The sequence below is a fragment of the Streptosporangium sp. NPDC002544 genome (assembly GCF_040295965.1).
Classification (GTDB): domain Bacteria; phylum Actinomycetota; class Actinomycetes; order Streptosporangiales; family Streptosporangiaceae; genus Streptosporangium.
Genome location: NZ_JBEOWJ010000029.1, coordinates 50,709 through 74,129, shown reverse-complemented (window position 1 = coordinate 74,129; position 23,421 = coordinate 50,709). Strand labels below are relative to the sequence as shown.

The window sequence follows — 23,421 nt, the reverse complement described above, 5'->3', positions numbered from 1 at the left end:
AGCGTCAAAGGGAGTCGATGTCGTGGTCGAGGAGCCGGAACAGCTCCTCGTCGGTCGCGGAGTCCAGGTCGATGCCCGCGCCCACCGGTGGCGCGACCGTCCCCCACCGGTCGAGCAGGACCCGCATCCGGGTCAGGAGCTCCGCGTACTCGGGGTCGTTCTCGGCACCGGAGGAGAACACCGCCTCCAGGTAGTCGAGTGAGGCCGAGGCGGAGGGGAACCGGACGGCTTCCCCGGACGACGACAGTTCGTTCCTGAGATAGCCGACGATCGCGGCGGGCGTGGGGTAGTCGAAGACCAGCGTGGCCGGCAACCGCAGGCCGGTGGCCGCGCCGAGCCGGTTGCGCAGGTCGACGGCGGTCAATGAGTCCAGGCCAAGCTCCCGGAAGGCCCGTCCGAGGTCGATGGCGCTCGCGCCGTCGTGCCCCAGGACGACTGCCGACTCGGCGCGGACCAGCTCGACCAGCGCCTCGTCCAGCTCGGCTCCGGCCAGCGTGGCGATCGACCGGGTCACGGGTTCCGCCACGGTCGGCACCTCAAGCGGTCCGCCTCCGGCGGGCGCAGCGTCGAGCCAGAAGCGGCGGTGGCGGAAGGAGTAGGTCGGCAGCGGTACCCGGCGGGCGCCGGGGTACACCGCCCGCCAGTCCACCGGGACACCTCGGACGTACACCTCCGCCAGAGACGTGCGGAACCGGTCGAGGCCGCCGTGGTCGCGGCGCAGCGATCCCGCCACGACCGCGCCCGGCCTGCCGGTGCCTTCGAGGGTCTCCTGGATGCCGGAGGTCAGCACCGGATGGGGGCTGACCTCGATGAACACGTCGTATCCCCGCTCGGCCAGCGCATGGGTGGCCTCCTCGAACCGGACCCGCTCACGGAGGTTCGCGTACCAGTAGTCCGCGTCCATCGGCGCCGTGCCGATCCAGTCGGCGGTGACCGTGGACAGGATCGGCACGTCACCGGGACGCGGCCGGATCGGCGCGAGGGCCTCGCCCACCTCCGCGCGGACCCGCTCGACATGCGCGGAGTGGGAGGCGTAGTCCACCGGGATGAGCCGGGCCCGTACGTCCTGCTCCCGGTAGTCGTCGACGAGCCCGGCCACCGCGTCCGGATCGCCGGAGATCACCACCGACGAGGGACCGTTGACGGCGGCCACCGAGACGCGACCCGCCAGCCCGGTGATCCTGGCCTCCACCTCACCCGGTGGCAGCGCCACCGACGCCATGGCTCCGCTCCCGGCCAGGGCCAGGATGGCACGGCTGCGGAGCGCGACGACTCGTGCGGCATCCTCCAGCGACAGGGTTCCGGCCACGCACGCCGCGGCGATCTCGCCCTGGCTGTGCCCGACGACGGCGGCGGGGCGGACGCCATAGGACTCCCAGAGGGCGGCCAGCGACACCATCACCGCCCACAGCAACGGCTGGACCACGTCCACCCGGTCCGGATCGGGTGCGCCCGGCACACCACGCAGGACGTCTGCGGGCGACCAGTCCACGTACGGGGAGAGCGCCTGGCCACAGGCCGCCAGCCGGTGGGCGAACACCGGAGCGGAGTCGAGCAGCCCGACCGCCATCCCCGCCCACTGGGACCCCTGCCCGGGGAAGACGAACACCACCCTGCCCTCGCCCTCGACATCCGCGACACCGCGTACCACCCGGGGCGAGGAGGTCCCGGCGGCCAGCGCGCGCAGGCCGGACACGAACCTGTCGGTGTCCTCGGCGAGGACGACGGCGCGATGCTCGAAGGCCGATCGCGTGGTGGCGAGGGAGAGTCCGAGGTCCCGGGGGTCGATTTCGGCCGCGTCATCGGAAGCCTCGACGAAGTCGGCCAGGCGGGCGGCCTGGCCGTACAGGGCCTCCAGGGTCCTGCCCGACACCGTCCAGGGGAGCGGTCCGCCACGCGGCTCCGCCCGGGTGGGCGTCGCCTCGACCGGCGGAGCCTGTTCGATGATCACGTGGGCGTTGGTGCCACTGACCCCGAACGCCGACACCCCCGCCCGGCGCGGCGCGCCCGTCTCCGGCCAGGACCGCGCCTCGGTGAGCAGTTCCACGGCTCCGGCCGACCAGTCCACGTGCGGCGACGGCTCGTCCACGTGGAGCGTCCTGGGCAGGACGCCGTGGCGGATCGCCTGCACCATCTTGATGATCCCGGCCGCTCCGGCCGCCGCCTGGGTGTGCCCGATGTTCGACTTCAGCGAGCCCAGCCACAGCGGCCGCTCATCGGACCTGTCCTGGCCGTACGTGGCGATGAGCGCCTGCGCCTCGATCGGGTCGCCCAGCGTGGTACCCGTGCCGTGGCCCTCGACGGCGTCCACCTGCGAGGGCGCGAGCCCGGCGTTGGTGAGCGCCTGCCGGATGACCCGCTGCTGCGACGGGCCGTTCGGCGCCGTCAGCCCGTTGGAGGCGCCGTCCTGGTTCACCGCCGTGCCACGTACCACGGCCAGCACCTCGTGGCCGAGCCGCCGGGCGTCCGCGAGGCGCTCGACGAGGAGCAGGGTCACGCCCTCGGCCCAGCCGGTGCCGTCGGCGGCCCCCGCGTACGCCTTGCATCGGCCGTCGGGGGCCAGCCCGCGCTGCCGGGAGAACTCGACGAACACGGCGGGTGAGGCCATGACCGCGACTCCGCCGGCCAGCGCCAGGTCGGACTCGCCCGAGCGCAGCGACTGCACCGCCAGGTGCAGGGCGACCAGCGAGGACGAGCACGCCGTGTCGACCGTGACCGCGGGCCCCTCGAACCCGAACGTGTAGGCGATCCGGCCCGACGCCACGCTGCCCGCGTTGCCGTTGGCCAGGTAACCCTCCAGCGGGGCGGGCGCCTCCCCCACGCGGGGTGCGTAGTCGTGGTACATCACTCCGGCGAAGACGCCGGTCCTGCTGCCCCGCAGCGTGGCCGGATCGATGCCCGCGCCCTCGAAGGCCTCCCATGCCGTCTCCAGCAGCAACCGCTGCTGCGGATCGGTCGCCAGCGCCTCACGCGGCGAGATCCCGAAGAACTCCGCGTCGAACTCGGCCGCCTCGTGCAGGAATCCGCCGTGCTTCGTGTACGACGTACCGGGGTGCGCGGGATCGGCGTCGAACAGCGCCCGCAGGTCCCAGCCCCGGTCGGACGGGAACTCCGAGATCGCGTCGCCGCCCGAGGCGACCAGCCGCCACAGCTCCTCCGGCGAGCTCACCCCGCCGGGCAGCCGGCAGGCCATTCCGACGATCGCGATCGCGTCGTCGCTCACCGGGGCGGAAACGGCCGGGGCGGCGGGCCCGTTCTCGGTCTCCCCGCCGAGTTCCGCCTGGAGGTAGCCGACCAGCGCGGCGGGCGTGGGATGGTCGAAGGTCAGGGTGGCGGGCAGCCGGAGCCCCGTCACCGCGTTCAGCCGGTTGCGCAGCTCGACCGCCGTCAGGGAGTCCAGCCCGAGGTCACCGAAGGCCCGCCGGGCCGGCACGGTCTCGGCGCCGGCCCCGAGTACCGCCGCCACCTCGGCACGTACCAGGCCGAGCAGGAGTTCGCTCCGCCGGTCGGTGGCGAGTCCGGCCAGCCGCAGTGCGAGCGACGACCGTTCCGCGGCCTCCCGCGCGGGCCGGCGCGGGGGCCGGACGAGACCGCGCAGCAACGGCGGGATCTCCCCCGTGGCGCGCACCGCGGGCAGGTCGAGCAGGACGGGGACCAGAACGGCGGGGCCGAGCCGCAGCGCGGCGTCGAACAGCTCCAGCCCCTCTGCGGTGGGCAGCGGCCGGACCCCGCCGCGCGCGGCCCGTGCCCGGTCGACGTCGGTCAGGTGCGCGGTGACGCCGGTGCTCTGTGCCCACAGGCCCCAGTCCAGGGAGAGCGCGGGCAGGCCCGCGCCGCGGCGGTGCTCCGCGAGGGCGTCGAGGAAGGTGCCGGCCGCCGCGTAGCTCGCCTGTCCCGCACTGCCCAGGACCCCGGCGATCGAGGAGTACAGCACGAACCACGCCAGATCGAGCTCCTTCGTCAGGTCGTGGAGATGCCAGGCCGCGTCGACCTTGGGACGGAGCACCGCGTCGACGCGCTCGGCGGTGAGCGAGGCGATCACACCGTCGTCGACGACACCCGCGGTGTGCACGACGGCGGTCAGCGGATGCTCCGCCGGAATCGCCGTAAGAACCTCCTCCAGGAACGCCCGATCGGCCACGTCCCCCGCCACGATGTCGACGCGGGCACCGAGCCCGGCCAGCTCGGCCCGTAGCTCGGCCGCACCGGGAGCCTGATCGCCACGGCGGCTGGCGAGGATCAGGTGCCGGGCACCGTGCCCGGTCACGACGTGCCGGGCGAGCAGGCCACCGAGCCCTCCTGTCCCGCCGGTGATCAGCACGGTCCCTTCCGGGTTCAGGGGCGCGGCTCCGATGGCCGGACCGCCCGTCGCCCGGACCAGGCGCGGCACCAGGATCCGATCTCCCCGTACCGCCAGCTGCGGCTCACCGGCGGCCAGCCGGCGAACGGTCTCCGCGCTGAGGTCGCGGTCACCGTCGACCAGGACGATCCGCCCCGGCTGCTCCGACTGGGCCGAGCGCACGAGTCCCCACACGGCGGCCGCACGCGGATCAACGGTCTCCTCCTCGGAGGAGGCCACCGCGTTCCTGGTGACCACGACCGCGCGGGCGGAACCGGCGCGCTCCTCCCCCAGCCATCGCCGTAGCTCGGCCAGTACCCGGTTCGTCACCTCGTGGACGGCGGGCACCACGCCCGCCGACGGATCCGGGCCGGCATCGCCGGAGATGACGACGACGTCGGTGACATCCGCGTCGGCGGGATCGATGGTGGGCGGCTCGACCCAGCCGATCTGGAAGAGCGAGTCGCGCGACACCGATCGCGCCTCGCGCAGCCGGCCCGCCTCGATCAGGCGGGAACGCAGCCCCTCGACGGATGCGACGGGCGCTCCCGTGGTATCCGCCACCTGGACCGTCCAATCCTGCGGACCGGTCGGCGCGAGCCGCACCCGGACCTCGGACGCGCCGGAGGCGTGCAGGCGGACGCCCCGCCAGGCGAAGGGCAGCCGGTTGCCGCCGGCCGGGGTGGTCGGCAGGGTGTCATGCGCCGCGACGTGCAGAGCGGCGTCGAGCAGGGCGGGATGCACGCCGAACCGGGCGGCGTCCTCCCGCTCCCCCTCCGCGAGGGACACCTCCGCGAAGAGCACCTCACCCTGCCGCCAGGCCGCCTTCACCCCCTGGAACGCGGGACCGTAGTTCAGACCGGCTCCGGCCAGGGTGTCGTAGAAGTCCGTGACATCGAGCGCCACGGCGTCGGCGGGAGGCCACGCGGCCAGACTGAACAGGTTCTGCCCCGAGCCGGGGACGACACGGCCGCCCGCGTGCTTGACCCACTCGGCGCCTGCCGGTGCGCCCTCGGGGCGGGAATGGACGGCGACGGCACGGCCACCCTCACCGTCCGGGGCACCGGCCGACACCTGGATGTGCACCGCGCCGCTCTCCGGAAGCAGGAGAGGGGTCTCGATCACCAGCTCGTCAAGCGCCTCCGCACCGACCTCGTCACCGGCTCTGATCGCGAGTTCGACGAAGGCGGTGCCGGGAACCACGGCCGTACCCGCGACCGCGTGGTCGGCGAGCCAGGGATGCGACCGCAGCGACAGACGACCGGTCAGGAGTACGGCGTCGGCATCCGCAAGCCCGATCGCGCCGCCGAGCAGCGGATGGTCGGCCGCACCGAATCCCAGCCCCGAGGCGTCCGCCGCGCCCACCGGCGAGGCGTCGAGCCAGTAGCGCTGTCGCTGGAAGGCGTAGGTGGGCAGGTCGACCTTGCTCGCGCCGGGGAAGATCGCCTCCCAGTCGATCGGGCGGCCATGGATGTGGGCCTGCCCGAGTGCCAGCAGCGCGCTCACCTCCTCGGGCCGGTCCTTGCGCAGCAGGGGGGCCAGCACATGTGGCTCGGCGTCGGTGCGCTCCGGCAGCGACTGCCGTGCCATCGCCGACAACACCCCATCGGGGCCCAGCTCCAGGAACGTCGTCACCCCCGCCGCATCGAGGGCGGTCACCGCGTCGGCGAACCGGACCGGCTCTCTTACCTGCCGCGTCCAATAGCCCGGATCACCCAACTCCCGGCCGGTCGCCACCTGCCCGGTCAACGTCGACACCACCGCGAACCTCGGCTCGGCGAACGTCACCTCCTCCAGCACCCGCCGAAACTCCGCCAGCATCGGCTCCATCCGGGAGGAGTGGAACGCGTGGCTGACCGTCAGACGGCGGGTTCGCCGCCCCCGCCCGGCGAAGTCGGCCACCACCGCCGACACCAGATCCTCGTCCCCGGAGACCACCACCGAGGAGGGACCGTTCACGGCCGCGACCCCCACCCTGCCCGACCAGATCCGAGAAGAGCCGCCTGGAAGGCCCTCATCTCCCAAAACCACCAACGAGCCGCCAGCGGCCCTGCCCCCCACCCCGAAGCCGCTCGGAGCCTCCGTCCCCACCTCGTCCGGCCCCGCCAGGGTGTCCAGCCCCTCGATCGCGGCCACCACCCCACCGGCCGCCTCCGAAACCGCCTCGTCCAACCCCGCCAGAGCGTCGAGCACCTCCTGCTCAGTGGCCTCGATCGCGGCCATCGCCCCACCAGAGGGCAACGCCTGCATCAACCTGCCCCGCGCCGCCACCACCTTGGCCGCATCGGCCAGCGACCACACCCCCGCCACATGAGCAGCCGACAACTCCCCAACCGAATGCCCCACCACAAAGTCGGGAGCCACCCCCCACGACTCCAACAACCGAAACAACGCCACCTGCAACGCGAACAACCCCGACTGGGTGAACACCGTCCGATCCAGCAACCCCGCCGCACCGAACACCGCCTCCCGCACCGACACCCCGCCCAGATGACGATCCAACTCCGCGACCACCTCATCAAAAGCCGCCGCGAACACCGGGAACCGCCCATACAACTCCCGGCCCATCCCCGCACGCTGACTGCCCTGACCAGTGAACAAATACGCCAGCCCACCCCCTGCCCGGCCCTGAACCACCCCCGCCGACGACTCCCCCGCCACCAACGACCCCAACCCCGAAAGCAACTCCTCCCGCCCAGCGGCCACCACCACCGCCCGCTCCTCCAACACCGCCCGGCCACGAGCAAGCGAATAGCCCACATCCCCCGAATCGAGATCCCCCTCCGCCTCCACCAGCCCGATCAACCGCGCCGCCTGCCCCCGCAACCCGGCCACCGACCGCCCCGACACCACCCACGGCACCACCCCACCGGCCGCGACCACCTCTCCAGCAGCCGAACCGTTCAGCACGGGCACGAACTCCCCCGAGCCGGCCGGAACCACCTCCTCGACCGATCCGATATCCGTGGCCACCTCGCCTCCCAGCCGGTCAACCACACCGGAACCAGCCAGGACAGGATCACCCGGAGCCTGCTCGATGATCACGTGAGCATTCGTGCCACTCACCCCGAACGCCGACACCCCCGCCCGACGCGGCCCACCCGTCTCCGGCCAAACCCGCGCCTCACTCAGCAACTCAACCGCCCCAGCCGACCAGTCCACATGCGGCGACGGCTCATCCACATGCAACGTCTTCGGCAACACCCCATGACGAATCGCCTGAACCACCTTGATGACCCCGGCCACCCCCGCCGCCGCCTGCGAATGCCCGATATTCGACTTCACCGACCCCAACCACAACGGCCGACCCGCAGACCGCCCCTGCCCATACGTCGCCAGCAACGCATGCGCCTCGATCGGATCACCCAACCTGGTCCCCGTCCCATGCGCCTCCACCACATCCACCTCAGAGACCGACAACCCCGCACCCGCCAGCGCCTGCCGGATCACCCGCTGCTGCGACGGACCATTCGGCGCCGTCAAGCCGTTCGAGGCGCCGTCCTGGTTCACCGCCGAACCCCGGACGATCGCGAGGACCTCGTGTCCCAGCCGTCGTGCGTCCGAGAGCCGCTCCACCAGCAGGAACCCGACCCCCTCGGCCCAGCCGGTGCCATCCGCTCCCCGGGCGAACGCCTTGACCCGGCCGTCGGGGGCCAGCCCGCGCTGCCGGGAGAACTCCACGAAGCCGACCGGCGACGTCATCACCGTCACCCCGCCCGCGAGGGCCAGGTCGGACTCGCCCGAGCGCAGCGACTGCACCGCCAGGTGCAGGGCGACCAGCGAGGACGAGCACGCCGTGTCGACCGTGACCGCGGGCCCCTCGAACCCGAACGTGTAGGCGATCCGGCCCGACGCCACGCTCGCCGCGTTGCCGATGCTGAGGTAGCCGTCGACGGCCTCCGGCACCTGGGGAAGCCGGGCGGCATAGTCCTGACCGTTCATGCCGGCGAAGACCCCGGTCCTGCTGCCCCGCAGGGTGGACACGTCGATTCCGGCCCGCTCGAACGCCTCCCAGGCGGTCTCCAGGAGCAGCCGCTGCTGCGGATCGGCCGCCAGCGCCTCGCGCGGCGAGATCCCGAAGAACTCCGCGTCGAACTCGGCGACGCCGTCCAGGAACCCTCCGTGGCGGGTGTAGGACTTGCCGGGCCGGTCGGGATCGGGGTCGTACAGGCCCTCCACATCCCAGCCCCGGTCGTCGGGGAACTCCCCGACCGCGTCCACTCCTTCGGCGACCAGCCGCCACAGGTCCTCCGGCGAGCTCACCCCGCCGGGGAACCGGCACGCCATCCCGACAATCGCCATCGGTTCGGTCTGATCGTCCCGTACACGCTGGAGGCGCTGCCGTGTCTCGTGCAACTCGGCGGTGACCCGCTTGAGGAGATGCCTGATCTGGTCCTCACTCATGGTTTACGTCTGTCCCTCTCAAGCACGCGGTTCAGGAGATTCCAAGCGTTCTGCTGATGAACTCGACGAGTTCGTCGTCGCTCGCCGACGACAACTCGTCCGTGACGGCGTCCGCAGGCGGCGTCACGTCGCCCCATGTCGCGGTGAGCCTCCGCAGCCGGGCTGCGGCGACCTCCCGCTCGGCATCGCTCACCGAGGCCTTCGAGAGGGTCGCTTCCAGCGCCTCGATCCCCGCCAGGATCGATGTGATCGTCGTGGCCGTCGCGTCGGCGCGCGGTACGAGCTCCGCGTGCAGGTAGCCGGCCAGAGCCGTCGGGGTGGGATGGTCGAAGACGATCGAGGGAGGCAGCCGCAGCCCGGTCGCTGCGCCGAGCCGGTTGCGCAGCTCCACCGCGGCCAGCGAGTCGAATCCCTGGTCCCGGAACCTCCTGTCGGCCTCGACCGCCTCGGGGGACGAGTGGCTCTGCACCGCCGCGACCTGGAGGCGGACCAGCCGTAGCAGGGTCCGGCGCTGCTCCGCCTCCGCCAGATCGGCGAGCTGCCGTACCAGTTCGGAAACGTCCGTCCCGGTCGGCTCGGCAGCGGCCCCGGGTGCCTGGAGGCGGGCCTGGACGATCTTCGGAAGCTCGCTCACCAGGGGATGTGGCCGGTGCTCGAACATGATCTTCCAGTCGATGTCGGCGATGACGACGTGGGGTTCGTCGTGATCGAGCGCCTGGCCCAGCGCGGTGACGGCGAGTTCGGGAGGGAGGCCGCGGAGGCCGTTCCTGGCCAGGGTCAGGGCCGCCTCGGAGGTGACGATGCCGCCGCCCGCCCACTGTCCCCAGGCGATCGAGGTGGCCGGCAGACCGGCTGCCCGGCGGTGCGCGGCGAGCGCGTCGAGGTAGGCGTTTCCCGGCGCGTAGTTGCCCTGACCCGCGACACCGCAGATGCCGGCGACCGAGGAGAACAGCACGAAGGCGGACAGGTCGAGATCGCGGGTCAGCTCGTGCAGATGCCGGGCGCCGACGGCCTTGACCCGCAGGGCGTGGTCCAGCCGGTCGGGGGTGAGCGCCGCGATCAGACCGTCGTCCAGCGTGGCGGCCGTGTGCACCACGGCGGTCAGCGGATGCTCCGGCGGCACCGAGGCGAGTACGCGGGCGAGGTCGTCCCGGTCACCGACGTCCGCCGCGGCGAAGGTGACCTGGGTCCCCAGGTCGGCGAGCCGTGCCCCGAGTTCGGCGGCGCCGGGTGCCGCCTCCCCCCGCCTGCTGACCAGAAGCAGGTGTCTGGCTCCTCGCCCGGCGAACCAGGCCGCCACGTGCGCACCGAGCGCGCCTGTCCCACCGGTGACGAGGACGGTGCCCTCCGGGTTCCACCCGCCCCTGGCCGACGGTCCGGCCCCCTCGGTCAGGGGCGCGTGGATCAGGCGTCGCGCGTACAGGCCGGACTTGCGCACGGCCACCTCGATCTCCCGTCCGGCCGGCTCCGCGCTCAGCACACCCGCGAGACGTTCCCAGAGGAGGTCGTCCACCGTCGTGGGAAGGTCGGCCAGACCGCCCCACTGCGCGGGACTCTCGACCGCCGCGATCGCGCCCAGTCCCCAGGTGAGCGCCTGTGCGGGATCCGTCGCCTCGTCCGTGGGCCCGGTGGAGACCGCGTTGCGGGTCACGCACCAGAGCGGCGCGGCGAGGCCCGCGTCGTCCATCGCCTGGAGAAGCGCCATGTTCGCCGCGTACGCCCAGGGGACGGTGACCTGCGCATCCGCCGCTTCCTCTGTCGCGTTCTCAACAGCAGGGCTCTCAACAGCGGGGCTCTCGGCAGCGGAGAGGAGCGAAAGCAGTCCCGCGACCCGGTCCACCGACCCCAGCTGGGCGGCGAGCTTCGCCCGATCCGCATCGGTCACGACGATCCGGACGACGTCCGCTCCGCTGCCGGTCAGGGCGCGCTCGGCGGGTTCCGCCCACGCCGCCGCCTCCCCTTCGGGGACGAGCACGAGCCACGTTCCCGACAGGCGATCCACCGAAGTCCACCTGACCTGTCTCCAGACCACCCGGTAGCGCCAGGAGTCCGTGGAAGAGCGGGCGCGCCTCCGGTCCCACCACGACGTGATCGCGGGCAGCACGGTGTTCAGGGAACCGCGCGCGTCCCCGTCGCCGAGACCGAGGGCGTCCGCGAGTCGCTCGGCATCCGCGCTCTCCACCAGCTCCCAGAACCGGGCGTCCGTTGACTGTTCACCACCGTCCGGCCGGGTGGCGTCGAGCCAGTAGCGCTGTCGCTGGAAGGCGTAGGTGGGCAGGTCCACCTTGCCCGCACCGGGAAAGACCACCTCCCAATCAATCGGACTGCCATGCACGAACGCGTGACCCAACGCGGTCACCACCGAGACCTCCTCCGACCGCTCCCGCCGCAACACCGGAACCACCACCCGCTCCAGCGACAACACCTGCCGCACCATCGCCGACAACACCCCGTCAGGACCCAGCTCCAGGAACGTCGTCACCCCCGCCGCGTCCAGCACACCCACCGCGTCGGCGAACCGGACCGGCTCTCTTACCTGCCGCACCCAGTAGCCCGGATCACCCAGCTCACCACCGGTCACCGCCCGCCCGGTCAACGTCGACACCACCGCGATCCGCGGCTCGGCGAACCTCACCTCCTCCAGCACCCGCCGAAACTCCGCCAGCATCGGCTCCATCCGGGAGGAGTGGAACGCATGACTGACCGTCAGCCGCCTGCTCCGCCGCCCCCGCCCGGCGAAGTCGGCCACCACCGCCGACACCAGATCCTCATCCCCGGAGACCACCACCGACGAAGGACCGTTCACCGCCGCGATCCCCACCCCGCGCGCACCGGCCCGATCGAAGCCGCCCGGAGTGTTCCTCCGCGTCTCGTCCGGCCCCGTCTGATCGAAACCACCCAGGGCGCCCAGCACCTCGACCGCCGCCCCACCGGCCGTTCCCGAAACAGCTGCCCCGCTCACCCCTGCCAGAGCGTCGAGCACCTCCCGCTCAGTGGCCTCGATCGCGGCCATCGCCCCACCAGAGGGCAACGCCTGCATCAACCTGCCCCGCGCCGCCACCACCTTGGCCGCATCGGCCAGCGACCACACCCCCGCCACATGAGCAGCCGACAACTCCCCAACCGAATGCCCCACCACAAAGTCGGGAGCCACCCCCCACGACTCCAACAACCGAAACAACGCCACCTGCAACGCGAACAACCCCGACTGGGTGAACACCGTCCGATCCAGCAACCCCTCCGCACCGAACACCGCCTCCCGCACCGACACCCCGCCCAGATGACGATCCAACTCCGCGACCACCTCATCAAAAGCCGCCGCGAACACCGGGAACCGCCCATACAACTCCCGGCCCATCCCCGCACGCTGACTGCCCTGACCAGTGAACAAATACGCCAGCCCACCCCCAGCCCGGCCCTGAACCACACACGCCGACGACTCCCCCGCCACCAACGACCCCAACCCCGAAAGCAACTCCTCCCGCCCGGCGGCCACCACCACCGCCCGCTCCTCCAACACCGCCCGGCCACGAGCAAGCGAATAGCCCACATCCCCGGCACTCAGCCGAGCATCGGCCCCCACGAACCCGGCCAACCGCGCCGCCTGCCCCCGCAACCCGGCCACCGACCGCCCCGACACCACCCACGGCACCACCCCACCGGCCCCAGCCAACACCGCGTCCTGAGCCCCCCGGCCAAGGGCGGCCTCACCTTCCCGCAAGCCGGCCGGGACAGAGGCAGCCAAGGCGGGACCATCGACAGACGCCTCATTCGAAGTGGCCTCGCCCTCCCACGAGCCGGCCAGGACGGGGACGGCCGAGGCGGGATCATCCGGAGCCTGCTCGATGATCACGTGAGCATTGGTGCCACTCACCCCGAACGCCGACACCCCCGCCCGACGCGGTCCCTCCGTCCGCGGCCAGGCCCGCGCCTCGGTGAGCAACTCGACCGCTCCAGCCGACCAGTCCACATGCGGCGACGGCTCATCCACATGCAACGTCTTCGGCAACACCCCATGACGAATCGCCTGAACCACCTTGATGACCCCGGCCACCCCCGCCGCCGCCTGCGAATGCCCGATATTCGACTTCACCGACCCCAACCACAACGGCCGACCCGCAGACCGCCCCTGCCCATACGTCGCCAGCAACGCATGCGCCTCGATCGGATCACCCAACCTGGTCCCCGTCCCATGCGCCTCCACCACATCCACCTCGGAGACCGACAACCCCGCACCCGCCAGCGCCTGCCGGATCACCCGCTGCTGCGACGGACCATTCGGAGCGGTGAGCTGGCTGCTGCGACCGTCCTGGTTGACCGCGCTGCCACGTAACACGGCCAGGATCCGGTGACCGTTGCGGCGGGCGTCCGAGAGGCGTTCGAGCGCCAGCAGCCCGACGCCTTCGGCCCAGGCGGTGCCGTCCGCCGCCCGGGCGAACGCCTTGATCCTGGCGTCGGGTGACAGCCCGCGCTGGCGGGAGAACTCGATGAACATCCCGGGTGCGGCGAGGACCGTGGCACCTCCGGCGAGCGCGAAGGAGCACTCGCCGAGCCGGAGCGCCTGAGCGGCGAGATGCAGGGCGACGAGTGAGGACGAGCAGGCCGTGTCGACCGTGACCGCGGGCCCCTCGAACCCGAACGTGTAGGCGATCCGGCCCGACGCCACGCTGGTGGTGTTACCGGTGAGGAGGTAGCCGTCGGTGTTGTACACCGGCCGGTGGTGAAGGCTGGGGCCGTACTCCTGGGCGATGGCGCCGACGAACACGCCGGTGTCGCTGCCACGCAGGGCGAGTGGGTCGACGGCGACGTCCTCCAGCGCCTCCCAGGCGGTCTCCAGGAGCAGCCGCTGCTGCGGATCGGTCGCCAGCGCCTCGCGCGGCGAGATCCCGAAGAACTCCGCGTCGAACTCGGCGGCGTCGTACAGGAATCCACCCTCGCGTACGTAGGACGTGCCGCTGCGGTCCGGGTCGGGGTGGTAGAGGCCGTCGAGATCCCAGCCGCGGTCGGTGGGGAAGGGCCCGATCACGTCCTGCTCCGCGGTCACCAGCCGCCACAGGTCCTCCGGCGAGGTGACCCCGCCGGGGAAGCGGCAGGCCATTCCCACGATCGCGACCGGCTCCCTGCCGGCGGACTCGACCTCGTGCAGGCGCCGCCGGGTCTGCTGGAGCTGCAGGGTCACCCGGTTGAGATAGGTACGGAGCTTCTCTTCATCAGCCATGGGAGGGGTGCCCTTCACGAGAGGCGAAGTTCGTTGTCGATGAGCTCGAAGATCTCGTCGTTCGTGGCCGCGTCGATGCGCCCGAGATCGTCTTCCGGAGCGGGTCTCGGCCCACCCCACCTGGTCAGCAGGTCGTTCAGCCGGACCAGGACCCGCTCTCGCGTGCCGGAGTCGATGGCCCCGCCGGCGAGGGCCGCCTCGATTCGGTCCAGCTCGGACTCCGGGCCGGGCGTCTCGGGCGTCTCAGCCGGGACAAGCCGGGTCCGCAGGTACGCGGCGAGCGCGACCGGCGTGGGATGGTCGAAGACGAGGGTGGTGGGCAGTCTCAGCCCGGTGACCTTGTCGAGCTGGTTGCGGAGCTCGATGCTGCTGAGCGAGTCGAACTCGGCGTCGAGGAACCCCCGGTCGGGGGCGATGGCCTCGGGGTCCGGGTGGCCGAGCACGGCGGCCGCGGTGGACCGTACGAGTGCCAGGAGCCTGCGCAGTCGGTCGGTCTCCGGCCGGCCGGCCAGTTCCTCGGCGAGGGAGGCCGTCCCCGCCGCCGGTACGGCGATCCGCCGGGGCCGTTTCCGGGCCAGTCCTCGCAGCAGCGGGGAACCGGTCGCCTCGGGGGCCAGCCTGGCCGTCACCACGACCGGGTCCGGCATGGCCAGCGCGGCGTCGAGCAGGGCGAGCGCGTACCCGGTCGGCATGGCGGGCAGGCCCGCGCGGGCCAGCCGGGCCAGGTCCGCCCGGCTGAGGTCGCGGGTCATGCCGCTGCTCTCCGCCCAGTGCCCCCAGGCGAGTGACGTGGCCGGCAGGCCGTGCGCGCGGCGGTGGTGGGCGAGGGCGTCGAGGAAGGCGTTCGCGGCGGCGTAGCCGGCCTGGCCCGCGTTGCCCAGGATGCCCGCCGTGGAGGAGAACAACACGAAGGCGGACAGGTCGAGATCGCGGGTCAGCTCGTGCAGGTACCAGGCGGCGTCGGCCTTGGGCCGGAGCACCCCGCCTACCTGGTCGGCGGTGAGCGAGCCGAGGACCCCGTCGTCGAGTGTGCCGGCGGCGTGCACGACGGCTGTCAGCGGGTGTCCCGCCGGTACGGAGTCGATCAGCGCGGCCAGGCCGGTGCGATCGGCGACGTCGACCGCGGCGATCCGCACCTCTGCGCCCAGCGCGGTGAGTTCCGCGTGCAGTCGCGCGGCGCCCGGCGCGTCCGGGCCGCCGCGTCCGGCGAGCAGCAGGTGGCGGACCCCGTGCCTGGTGACCAGATGGCGCGCGGTGCGGGCGCCCAGCGTTCCGGTGCCGCCGGTGACGAGGACGGTGCCCGCCGGGTCGAGGCGAGCGGGCAGGGTCACGGCCAGCTTGCCGGTGTGCCGTGCCTGGCTGAGATGGCGCAGGGCGTGGTGGGCGTGCCGGACGTCCCAGGCGGTGACCGGCAGGGGCGAGATGGCGCCGCTGTCGAACAGGTCGGCGAGCACGTCGAGGATCTCGGCGATCCGGCCGGGGTCCACCTCGAACAGGTCGAACGCCTCGTAGGTGACGCCCGGGTGGGCCGTCGCGACCTGGACGGGGTCGCGCTGGTCGGTCTTGCCCAGCTCGACGAACCGGCCGCCGTCCGCCAGCAGTCGCAGGGACGCGTCGGTGAACTCGTGGGCGAGGGAGTTGAGAACGACGTCGACGGCGGGGAACGCGGCCTCGAAGTCGAGGGTGCGGGTGGAGGCGATGTGGCCGTCGTCAAGTCCCTGTTCGCGCAGGGTGTCCCACTTGGCAGGCGCGGCGGTGCCGTACACGTCGACCTTCCAGTACCGGGCGAGCTGGACGGCGGCCATGCCGACGCCGCCGGTGGCCGCGTGGACGAGCAGCCGCTCGCCGGGGCGGATGCCCGCCAGGTCGGCGAGACCGTGGTAGGCGGTGAGGAAGGCCACCGGCACGGTGGCGGCCTGCGCGAACGACCATCCGGCGGGGATCCGCGTCAGGTAGCGCCGGTCGGTGACCGCGAGGGGGCCGACGGTCCCCTGGACCAGGCCCATGACGCGGTCGCCGGGCACCAGACCGGTCACACCGGGCCCGGTCTCCACGACGACGCCCGCGCCCTCGGCGCCGATCCTGGCGTCGCCGGGATACATGCCGAGAGTGATGAGCACGTCGCGGAAGTTGAGCCCGGCAGCCCTGAGCGCGACCCTGACCTCTCCCGCTGCCAGCGGGCGCTCCGCCTCGGGAGCGGGCAGCGGCGCGAGGTCGGCCAGCGTGCCCGAGCCGGTGGCGTCCAGCCGCCAGGCCTCGTCGGGAAGATCGAGGGCGTCGTCCGCCGCCGGCCGGGCGAGCCGGGGGACGAGGATCTCGCCGCGGCGCACCGCGAGCTGGCTCTCACCCGTGGCCAGTGCCGCCGCGATGGCCGCTCGTGACCCGGGGTGCGAGTCGAGGTCGAGCAGGACGACGCGGCCGGGGAACTCGGTCTGTGCCGTGCGGACCAGTCCCCAGAGCCCGGCGTGCGCGAGATCCTCGACGTCCTCCCCCGGATGGACGGCGACGGCGCGCCGGGTGACGACGGCCACCCGGGTGGCCGCGAACCGCTCGTCCAGCAGCGCCTCGCGCAGCAGGTCCAGCGTGGTGACCGTGCCGGTGTGCAGCGCCTGCGGCAGCACCGAATCCGGCGCCGCGCCGCAGCCGGTCGCGGAGATGAGCAGGAGATCAGGAACGGCCGCCCGTGACGCCTCCAGGTCGGCGGCCATCGGCACGTCGGGTATGTCGAGGCCGGCTCCGACCACCGTCCAGCGGGCCGGCATCGGCGTCCGGGCGGCGGGTGCGGGCACCCAGTCCAGCCGATAGGGCATCGCGTGGCTCGACGTACGGGGGGTACCGAGCCCCCCGGGGGCAACGGGCCGGAACGTGAGGGACTCGACGGAGACGACAGGCTCGCCGGTGGCGTCGGTGGCGGTGATCCCGACCGTGTCGGGGCCGGTCGGTGTGATCCGCACGCGCAGCACGGTCGCGCCCGACGCCTCCAGCGACACCCCGTTCCACGAGAACGGCAGGCGGATGCCCCGCTCGTCGGCTACGAGGGTGATCCCGACGACCGCGTGCAGGGCGGCGTCGAGCAGGGCCGGGTGCATGCCGTACCCGGCGGCCTCGGCGAGGTGCTCGTCCGGCAGCCGCACCTCTGCCAGGATGTCGTCGCCCAGCCGCCACGCTCCCACCAGCCCGCGGAAGGCGGGGCCGTACTCGTATCCCTGGTCGGCGAGCCGCTCGTACAGGCCCTCCAGATCGACGGGGACCGCTCCCCGCGGCGGCCAGGCGCCGGCCTCCTCCTGCCTGGGCGCGGGGGTGGCGGCGGTCAGGACACCGGTGGCGTGGCGGGTCCAGCTCTCCGACGGGCCGGTCCTGGAGTGGACGGCGAGCGGGCGGCGGCCGGAACCGTCGTCGGCGCCGGTGAACAGCTGCACCCAGACCTCGCCGCGCTCCGGGATCACCAGGGGTGCCTGCAGCGCCAGCTCGTCGAGGCGCAGACCCCCGTGCCGGTCCGCGGCGTGCAGGGCCAGCTCGACGAACGCCGTGCCGGGAAGCAGCATGCCGCCGGAGACCACGTGGTCGGCCAGCCAGGGCTGGGTGCGTGGCGAGAGGCGGCCGGTCAGCAGCGAGCCCTCGCCGCCCGCCAGGTCGGCCACCGCGTCCAGCAGCGGGTGCCCGGCCGTCTCCAGGCCCGCGGCGGCCGTGCCGGAGACGGCCGGGGAGGTGTCCAGCCAGAACCGGCGGCGCTGGAAGGCGTAGGTGGGCAGGTCGACCAGTTTCGCGTCGCGGCCGTTCAGAGCCGCCCGCCAGTCGACGTTCACGCCGTGAACGTGCAGGTGGGCCAGGGCCGTACCGAACGTCTGGGCTTGCGGGCGATCGGGGCGGGACGCGGCGGCCAGGGTGCGTGGCGGAGTTCCCGCGAGGCAGTCGTGGGCCAGAGCGGTCAGGACCGCGTCGGGACCGAGTTCGAGGTAGTCGCTCACACCGAGGTCGCGCAGGGTCGCGATGCCGTCGCGGAACCGGACGGCATGCCGGATGTGCCGGACCCAGTAGCCGGGGTCGCGTAGCTCGTCGGCCGCGGCCAGGCGGCCGGTGAGGTTGGAGATCACCGGAATGCGCGGCGCGGCGAGGTCCAGACTCGCCGCGATGCGCCGGAAGTCGTCGAGCACCGCGTCCATGTGCGGCGAGTGGAAGGCATGGCTGACCTGGAGCCGCCTGGCCCTGCGGCCCTCCCCGCGCCGGCGCGACACGATCTCCCCCACCACGGCCTCGTCTCCGGAGACGACCACGGAGTCGGGACCGTTGACCGCCGCGATGTCCACCTCGCCGCGGTGGTCCGCCAGGAGCGCCCGGATCTCCTGCTCCGTTCCCTGCAGTGCCGCCATCGCGCCGGTGGCCTCGACCGCCTGCATGAGCCTGCCCCTGCCGGCGACGAGGGTCGCGGCGTCGGACAGTGACAGGACACCCGCGACGTGGGCGGCGGCGAGCTCGCCGACGGAGTGGCCGATGAGGTAGTCGGGGCGCAGACCGAAGGACTCGGCCAGCCGGTGGAGGGCGACCTCGAAGGCGAAGAGCGCGGGCTGGGTGTACGCGGTCGTGTCCAGCAGCGCGGCGTCGGCGCTGTCCGGTTCGGCGAACATGACGTCGAGGATCGGGCGGTCGAGGTGGCCGTCCAGGTGCGCGGCGACGGCGCCGAGGGCGTCGGCGAACACCGGGAAGGCCGCGGCGAGTTCTCGTCCCATGCCGGGACGCTGGCTGCCCTGGCCGGTGAACATGAAGGCGAGCCCGCCCGGTCTGGCGGCGGTGCCGCGCACGACAGCCGGGGTGACTCCACCGGCGGCGAGGGAGTCCAGCGCCTCCAGGAACTCCTCTCGGCCTGTGGCGAGCACGACGGCGCGGTGATCCAGGGCGGCGCGGGCCACCGACAGGGTGAACCCGACATCGGATACGCCGAGTGCGGGATCGGCCGCCACTCGCGCCCGCAACCGTGCGGCCTGCTCGCGCAGCGCGTCCTCGGACTTCGCCGAGAGGACCCACGGGGTGAGGCCGGGCTCGTCGGTACGCTCGGACGTCCCGGTCTCCTCTGGCGCCTGTTCCAGCACGAGGTGGGCGTTGGTGCCGCTGATACCGAAGGAGGAGACGGCGGCCCGGCGGGGGCGACCGGTCCGTGGCCACGCGGTGGCCTCGGTCAGCAGTGAGACGGCGCCCGCCGTCCAGTCGACGTGCGGGGACGGCCGGTCGATGTGCAGGGTCGGCGGCAGGATCGCGTGCTGGAGGGCCTGGACCATCGCGATGACGCCGGTGACGCCCGCGGCTGCCTGGGTGTGGCCGATGTGCGACTTCGACGAGCCGAGCAGCAGCGGGCTGCCCTCGCGGTCGCGTCCGTAGGTCGCCAGCAGTGCCTGTGCCTCGATCGGATCACCCAGCGTGGTCCCCGTCCCGTGCGCCTCGACGGCGTCGACGTCGGCGGGCGACAGTCCCGCGCCGGCGAGGGCCTCGCGGATGACCCGCTCCTGCGAGGGGCCGTTGGGAGCGGTGAGCCCGTTGCTGGCGCCGTCCTGGTTGACCGCGCTGCCACGGACGACGGCGAGCACCCGGTGCCCGCGGCGCCGGGCGGCCGACAACGGTTCCAGCAGGACGAGTCCGGTCGCCTCCGACCACGCGGTGCCGTCCGCCGCGGCCGCGAACGGCTTGCACCTGCCGTCGGGCGCGAGCCCGCCCTGGCGGCTGAACTCGGTGAACATGCCCGGCGTGGACATCACCGTGACCCCACCGGCGACGGCCAGCTCGCACTCGCCGGCGCGGAGCGCCTGGATCGCCAGGTGCATGGCCACCAGGGAGGACGAGCAGGCGGTGTCGACGGTGATCGCCGGGCCTTCCAGCCCCAGTGTGTAGGCGAGCCTGCCGGAGGCGACACTGCTCAGGGTGCCGGTGAGGGCATGCCCCTCGTAGCCCTGCGACGTCTCGTGCAGGCGTGGGCCGTATTCCTGCGGGATCACGCCGACGAACACTCCGGTACGGCTACCGCCCTGGCTGGAGGGGTCGATCCCGGCCCGCTCGTAGAGCTCCCACGACGTTTCGAGCAGCAGTCGCTGCTGGGGGTCCATCGCCGCGGCCTCGCGCGGGCTCAGTCCGAAGAAGGCGGCGTCGAACCGGTCGGCGTCGTGCAGGAAGCCGCCTTCCCGGGTGACGGAGGTGCCCGGCCCGTCCGCGGCCAGGAGCCGCTCCACGTCCCAGCCCCGGTTGTCGGGAAAACCGCCGATCGCGTCCCTGCCGGACAGCAGCAGCCGCCACAGTTCCTCGGGCGTCCCGGCTCCGCCGGGCCAGCGGCCGCTCATCGCCACGATCGCGATCGGCTCGCCTTCCACCGGCCTCGCCGACGCGGGGGCTTCCCGGCCCGGGACGGCACCGGCGACCTCGTCGCGCAGATAGACGGCGACGGCCTGCGGCGTCGGGCGGTCGTAGACGAGCGTGGCGGGCAGGCGCAGCCCGGTCGCCGCGGCCAGCCGGTCACGGAACTCGACCCCCGCCGCCGAGTCGAAGCCGAGGTCCCTGAACGTGAGATCCTCGCCGACCGCGTCCCCCACCGGGTGGCCGAGCACGATCGCCGCGCTTGTCCGGACCAGGTCCAGGACCGCGCGGTCCCGCTCCTGATCACCGAGCCCCTCGATCCGGACGGCAAGTGCCGAGGCCGGGACGTCCCCTGCCGCCGGGGCCTCCTCGGCGTCCTTGAGGATCTCAGGGCGCGTGGCGGGCGCGGACGAGGTGTCGATCCACAGGCGCCGGCGCTGGAAGGCGTAGGTGGGCAGGTCGACCGGCACCGCCCCGGCGCCGATGACATCCGGCCAGCGTACGGTTCCGCCGTCCACGTGGAGCTGGGCGAGAGCGGTGAGGAACTGCCGCAGGCCGCCCTGGCCACGCCGGAGCGTACCGATCGCCAGGACGTCGTCGGCACTCGCCCGGACGCCCTCGGTGAGGATCGGGTGCGGGCTGCTCTCCACGAACGCGCGGTGCCCGTCGGCGACGGCGGCCTTGACCGCCTGTTCCAGCTCCACGCTCTGGCGCAGGTTGCGGTACCAGTAGTCGGCGCTGAGAGCGGCGCTGTCGAGCCAGCCACCGGTGACGGTGGAGTAGAAGGCGACGGCCGAGCTTTGGGGCCGGATTCCGGACAGCGCGTCGAGGAGGCGCCCGCGCACCGGCTCGACCTGGGGCGAGTGGGAGGCGTAGTCGACGGGGATCTCGCGGACCCGGACGCCCTCGTCGCGGTATCCGGCGAGGAGTTCGGCGAGCGCCTCGGCGTCACCGGAGACCACGGTGGAGGCGGGACCGTTGACCGCCGCGACGCCGAGCCGGTCGCTCCAGCGAGCCAGCCGTTCGCGTACCTCGCCCGCACCGAGCGCGACGGAGGCCATCGCACCTGTGCCCGCGACGGTGGCGATGGCCTGGCTTCGCAGGGCGACGACCGCGGCGGCGTCGTCGAGCGAGAGGGCACCGGCGAGGTGAGCGGCGGCGATCTCCCCCTGGGAGTGGCCGATGACGGCGTCAGGGCGGACGCCGGCCGACTCCCACAGCCGCGCGAGCGAGACCATGACCGCGAAAAGAGCGGGCTGTACGACGTCCACCCGCTCCAGCGGGGGCGCGCCGGGGCGGCCGGTGAGCAGATCGGTCAGCGACCAGTCGAGGTGTGGTGCGAGCGCGTCCGCGCACGCCCGAAGGTGCCGGGCGAACACCGGCGAGGTGCGCGACAGGTCCGCGGCCATGCCCTTCCACTGGGATCCCTGCCCGGGGAAGACGAACACCGTGCCGCCGGCCGTCCGGCTCACGCCCCGTACGAGGCAGGCCGCCTGGTCTCCCCCGGCGAGTGCCCGCAGGCCGTCGAGGGCCTCGGCGCGCTCTCCGACGAGCACCGCCCGGTGCTTGAACACCGTCCGGGTCGTGGCGAGTGACAACGCGACGCCGGCCGGATCGAAGGAGTCACGTGCGGTGAGGGAGGCGTGCAGCCGGGCCGCCTGGCCGCGCAGCGCCGCCTCGCTCGCCCCTGACAGCGTCCACGCGATCACCTCGGTCTCGGGAGCCGGATCGATACCTGCCTTGGCGGGCGGTGGTTCGGCGAGCACGATGTGGCAGTTGGTGCCGCCCATGCCGAACGAGCTGACCCCGGCGACGAGCGGCCGCTCCTGCCGTGGCCAGGGGCCGGTGCCCGACTGCACGCGCAGGTTGAGCCGGTCGAAGGGGATGTCGGGGTTCGGCGTCTCGAAGTTGAGACTGGCCGGGATCCGCCGGTGCCCGATGCTCAGCGCCACCTTCAGCAGGCCGACGATTCCCGACGCGCCCTCCAGATGCCCGACGTTCGTCTTGGCCGATCCGACCACGAGCGCGTCCTGGGAAGCACGTCCCGCGCCCAGCGCGGCGCCGAGCGCCGCGGCCTCGATCGGGTCTCCGACCCTGGTCCCGGTGCCGTGGAGTTCGACGTACTGGACCGCATCGGGTGCCACTCCGGCGCGCTCGGTGGCCAGCCGGATCACCTCGGCCTGCGCGTCCGGGTTCGGCACGGTGAGGCCACCGGTGAGGTCGATGGCCTGGCCGTCGTTGTTGACGGCGCTGCCGCGGATCACACAGTGGATCCGGTCTCCGTCGGCGACGGCCCGGGCCAGCGGCTTGAGGACGACGACGCCTCCTCCCTCGCCGCGCACGTAGCCGTTCGCACGGGCGTCGAAGGTGAAGCAGCGCCCGTCGGGTGACAGGCCGCCGAACTTCTCGGCGGCGATGGTGGCGTCCACGACGATGTTCAGGTTCACACCCGCCGCGATCGCGAGGGTGGACTCACCCGCGCGCAGGCTCGTCGCGGCGAGGTGGACCGCGACCAGGGACGACGACTGCGCGGAGTCGACGGTCAGGCTGGGGCCGCGGAGCCCCAGCGCGTAGGAGACCCGGTTGGCGATGAGGCCGCGGTTGAGGCCGGTCATCGTGTGGCGGGTGATGGCCTCCGTCCCCCGCCGGTGCTGCAGGGCGGCGTAGTCGGAGGCGATGGCGCCGACGAAGACGCCGGTGGAGGTGGTCGCGAGGTCGGCGGGCAGGATCCGGGCGTCCTCGAGTGCCTCCCAGGCCAGTTCCAGGACGAGGCGCTGCTGCGGATCCATCGCGGCCGCCTCACGCGGGGAGATCGCGAAGAACTCGGGGTCGAACCGGTCGACGTCGTCGAGGAACCCGCCGAAGCGGGGAGCCGGGCCGGCCTCACCCCAGCGGCCGGCGGGCGCCTCCGTGATCGCGGAGCGTCCCTGGAGCAGCAGGTCCCAGAACGCGCCGGGATCGGGCGCGTGCGGCAGCCGGCACGCCATTCCGACGATGGCGATCGCGTCGGTCGGCTCGATTCCCCATTCGTTTGACGTCGAATGGTCGAGACTCATCTTCGCTCCATATCGTGAACCGGCAAGAAAGGCTGTTCCAAGCCTCGCTATTCGGCCGACAATGGAGT

3 protein-coding genes are annotated in these 23,421 nt (G+C 73.0%); all 3 read right to left on the bottom strand.

Going from position 1 to position 23,421, the window contains the following annotated elements; all coding sequences use genetic code 11:
- Positions 1-4: 4 nt before the first annotated feature.
- From ABT061_RS34735 to ABT061_RS34725, 3 genes are read right to left on the bottom strand one after another with little or no spacing between them, the layout of a single operon-like run.
- Positions 5-8,743 carry an SDR family NAD(P)-dependent oxidoreductase gene (locus ABT061_RS34735; RefSeq protein WP_350926055.1) on the bottom strand — a complete coding sequence of 2,913 codons (8,739 nt, stop codon included), beginning with the start codon at positions 8,741-8,743 and terminating at the stop codon, positions 5-7.
- 31 nt (positions 8,744-8,774) lie between these two features.
- On the bottom strand, positions 8,775-13,961 hold the full coding sequence (locus ABT061_RS34730; protein ID WP_350926053.1) for a type I polyketide synthase: 5,187 nt from the start codon (positions 13,959-13,961) through the stop codon (positions 8,775-8,777).
- Positions 13,962-13,975: 14 nt separating this feature from the next.
- Positions 13,976-23,353, bottom strand: a complete 9,378-nt coding sequence (locus ABT061_RS34725; RefSeq protein ID WP_350926051.1) for a type I polyketide synthase — start codon at positions 23,351-23,353, stop codon at positions 13,976-13,978.
- Positions 23,354-23,421 lie beyond the last annotated feature (68 nt).

Excerpts from the sequence above, each read along its gene's own strand:
- ABT061_RS34735 (WP_350926055.1), bottom strand. The coding sequence starts at position 8,743 with ATGAGTGAGGACCAGATCAGGCATCTCCTCAAGCGGGTCACCGCCGAG.
- ABT061_RS34730 (WP_350926053.1), bottom strand. The coding sequence starts at position 13,961 with ATGGCTGATGAAGAGAAGCTCCGTACCTATCTCAACCGGGTGACCCTG.
- ABT061_RS34725 (WP_350926051.1), bottom strand. The coding sequence starts at position 23,353 with ATGAGTCTCGACCATTCGACGTCAAACGAATGGGGAATCGAGCCGACC.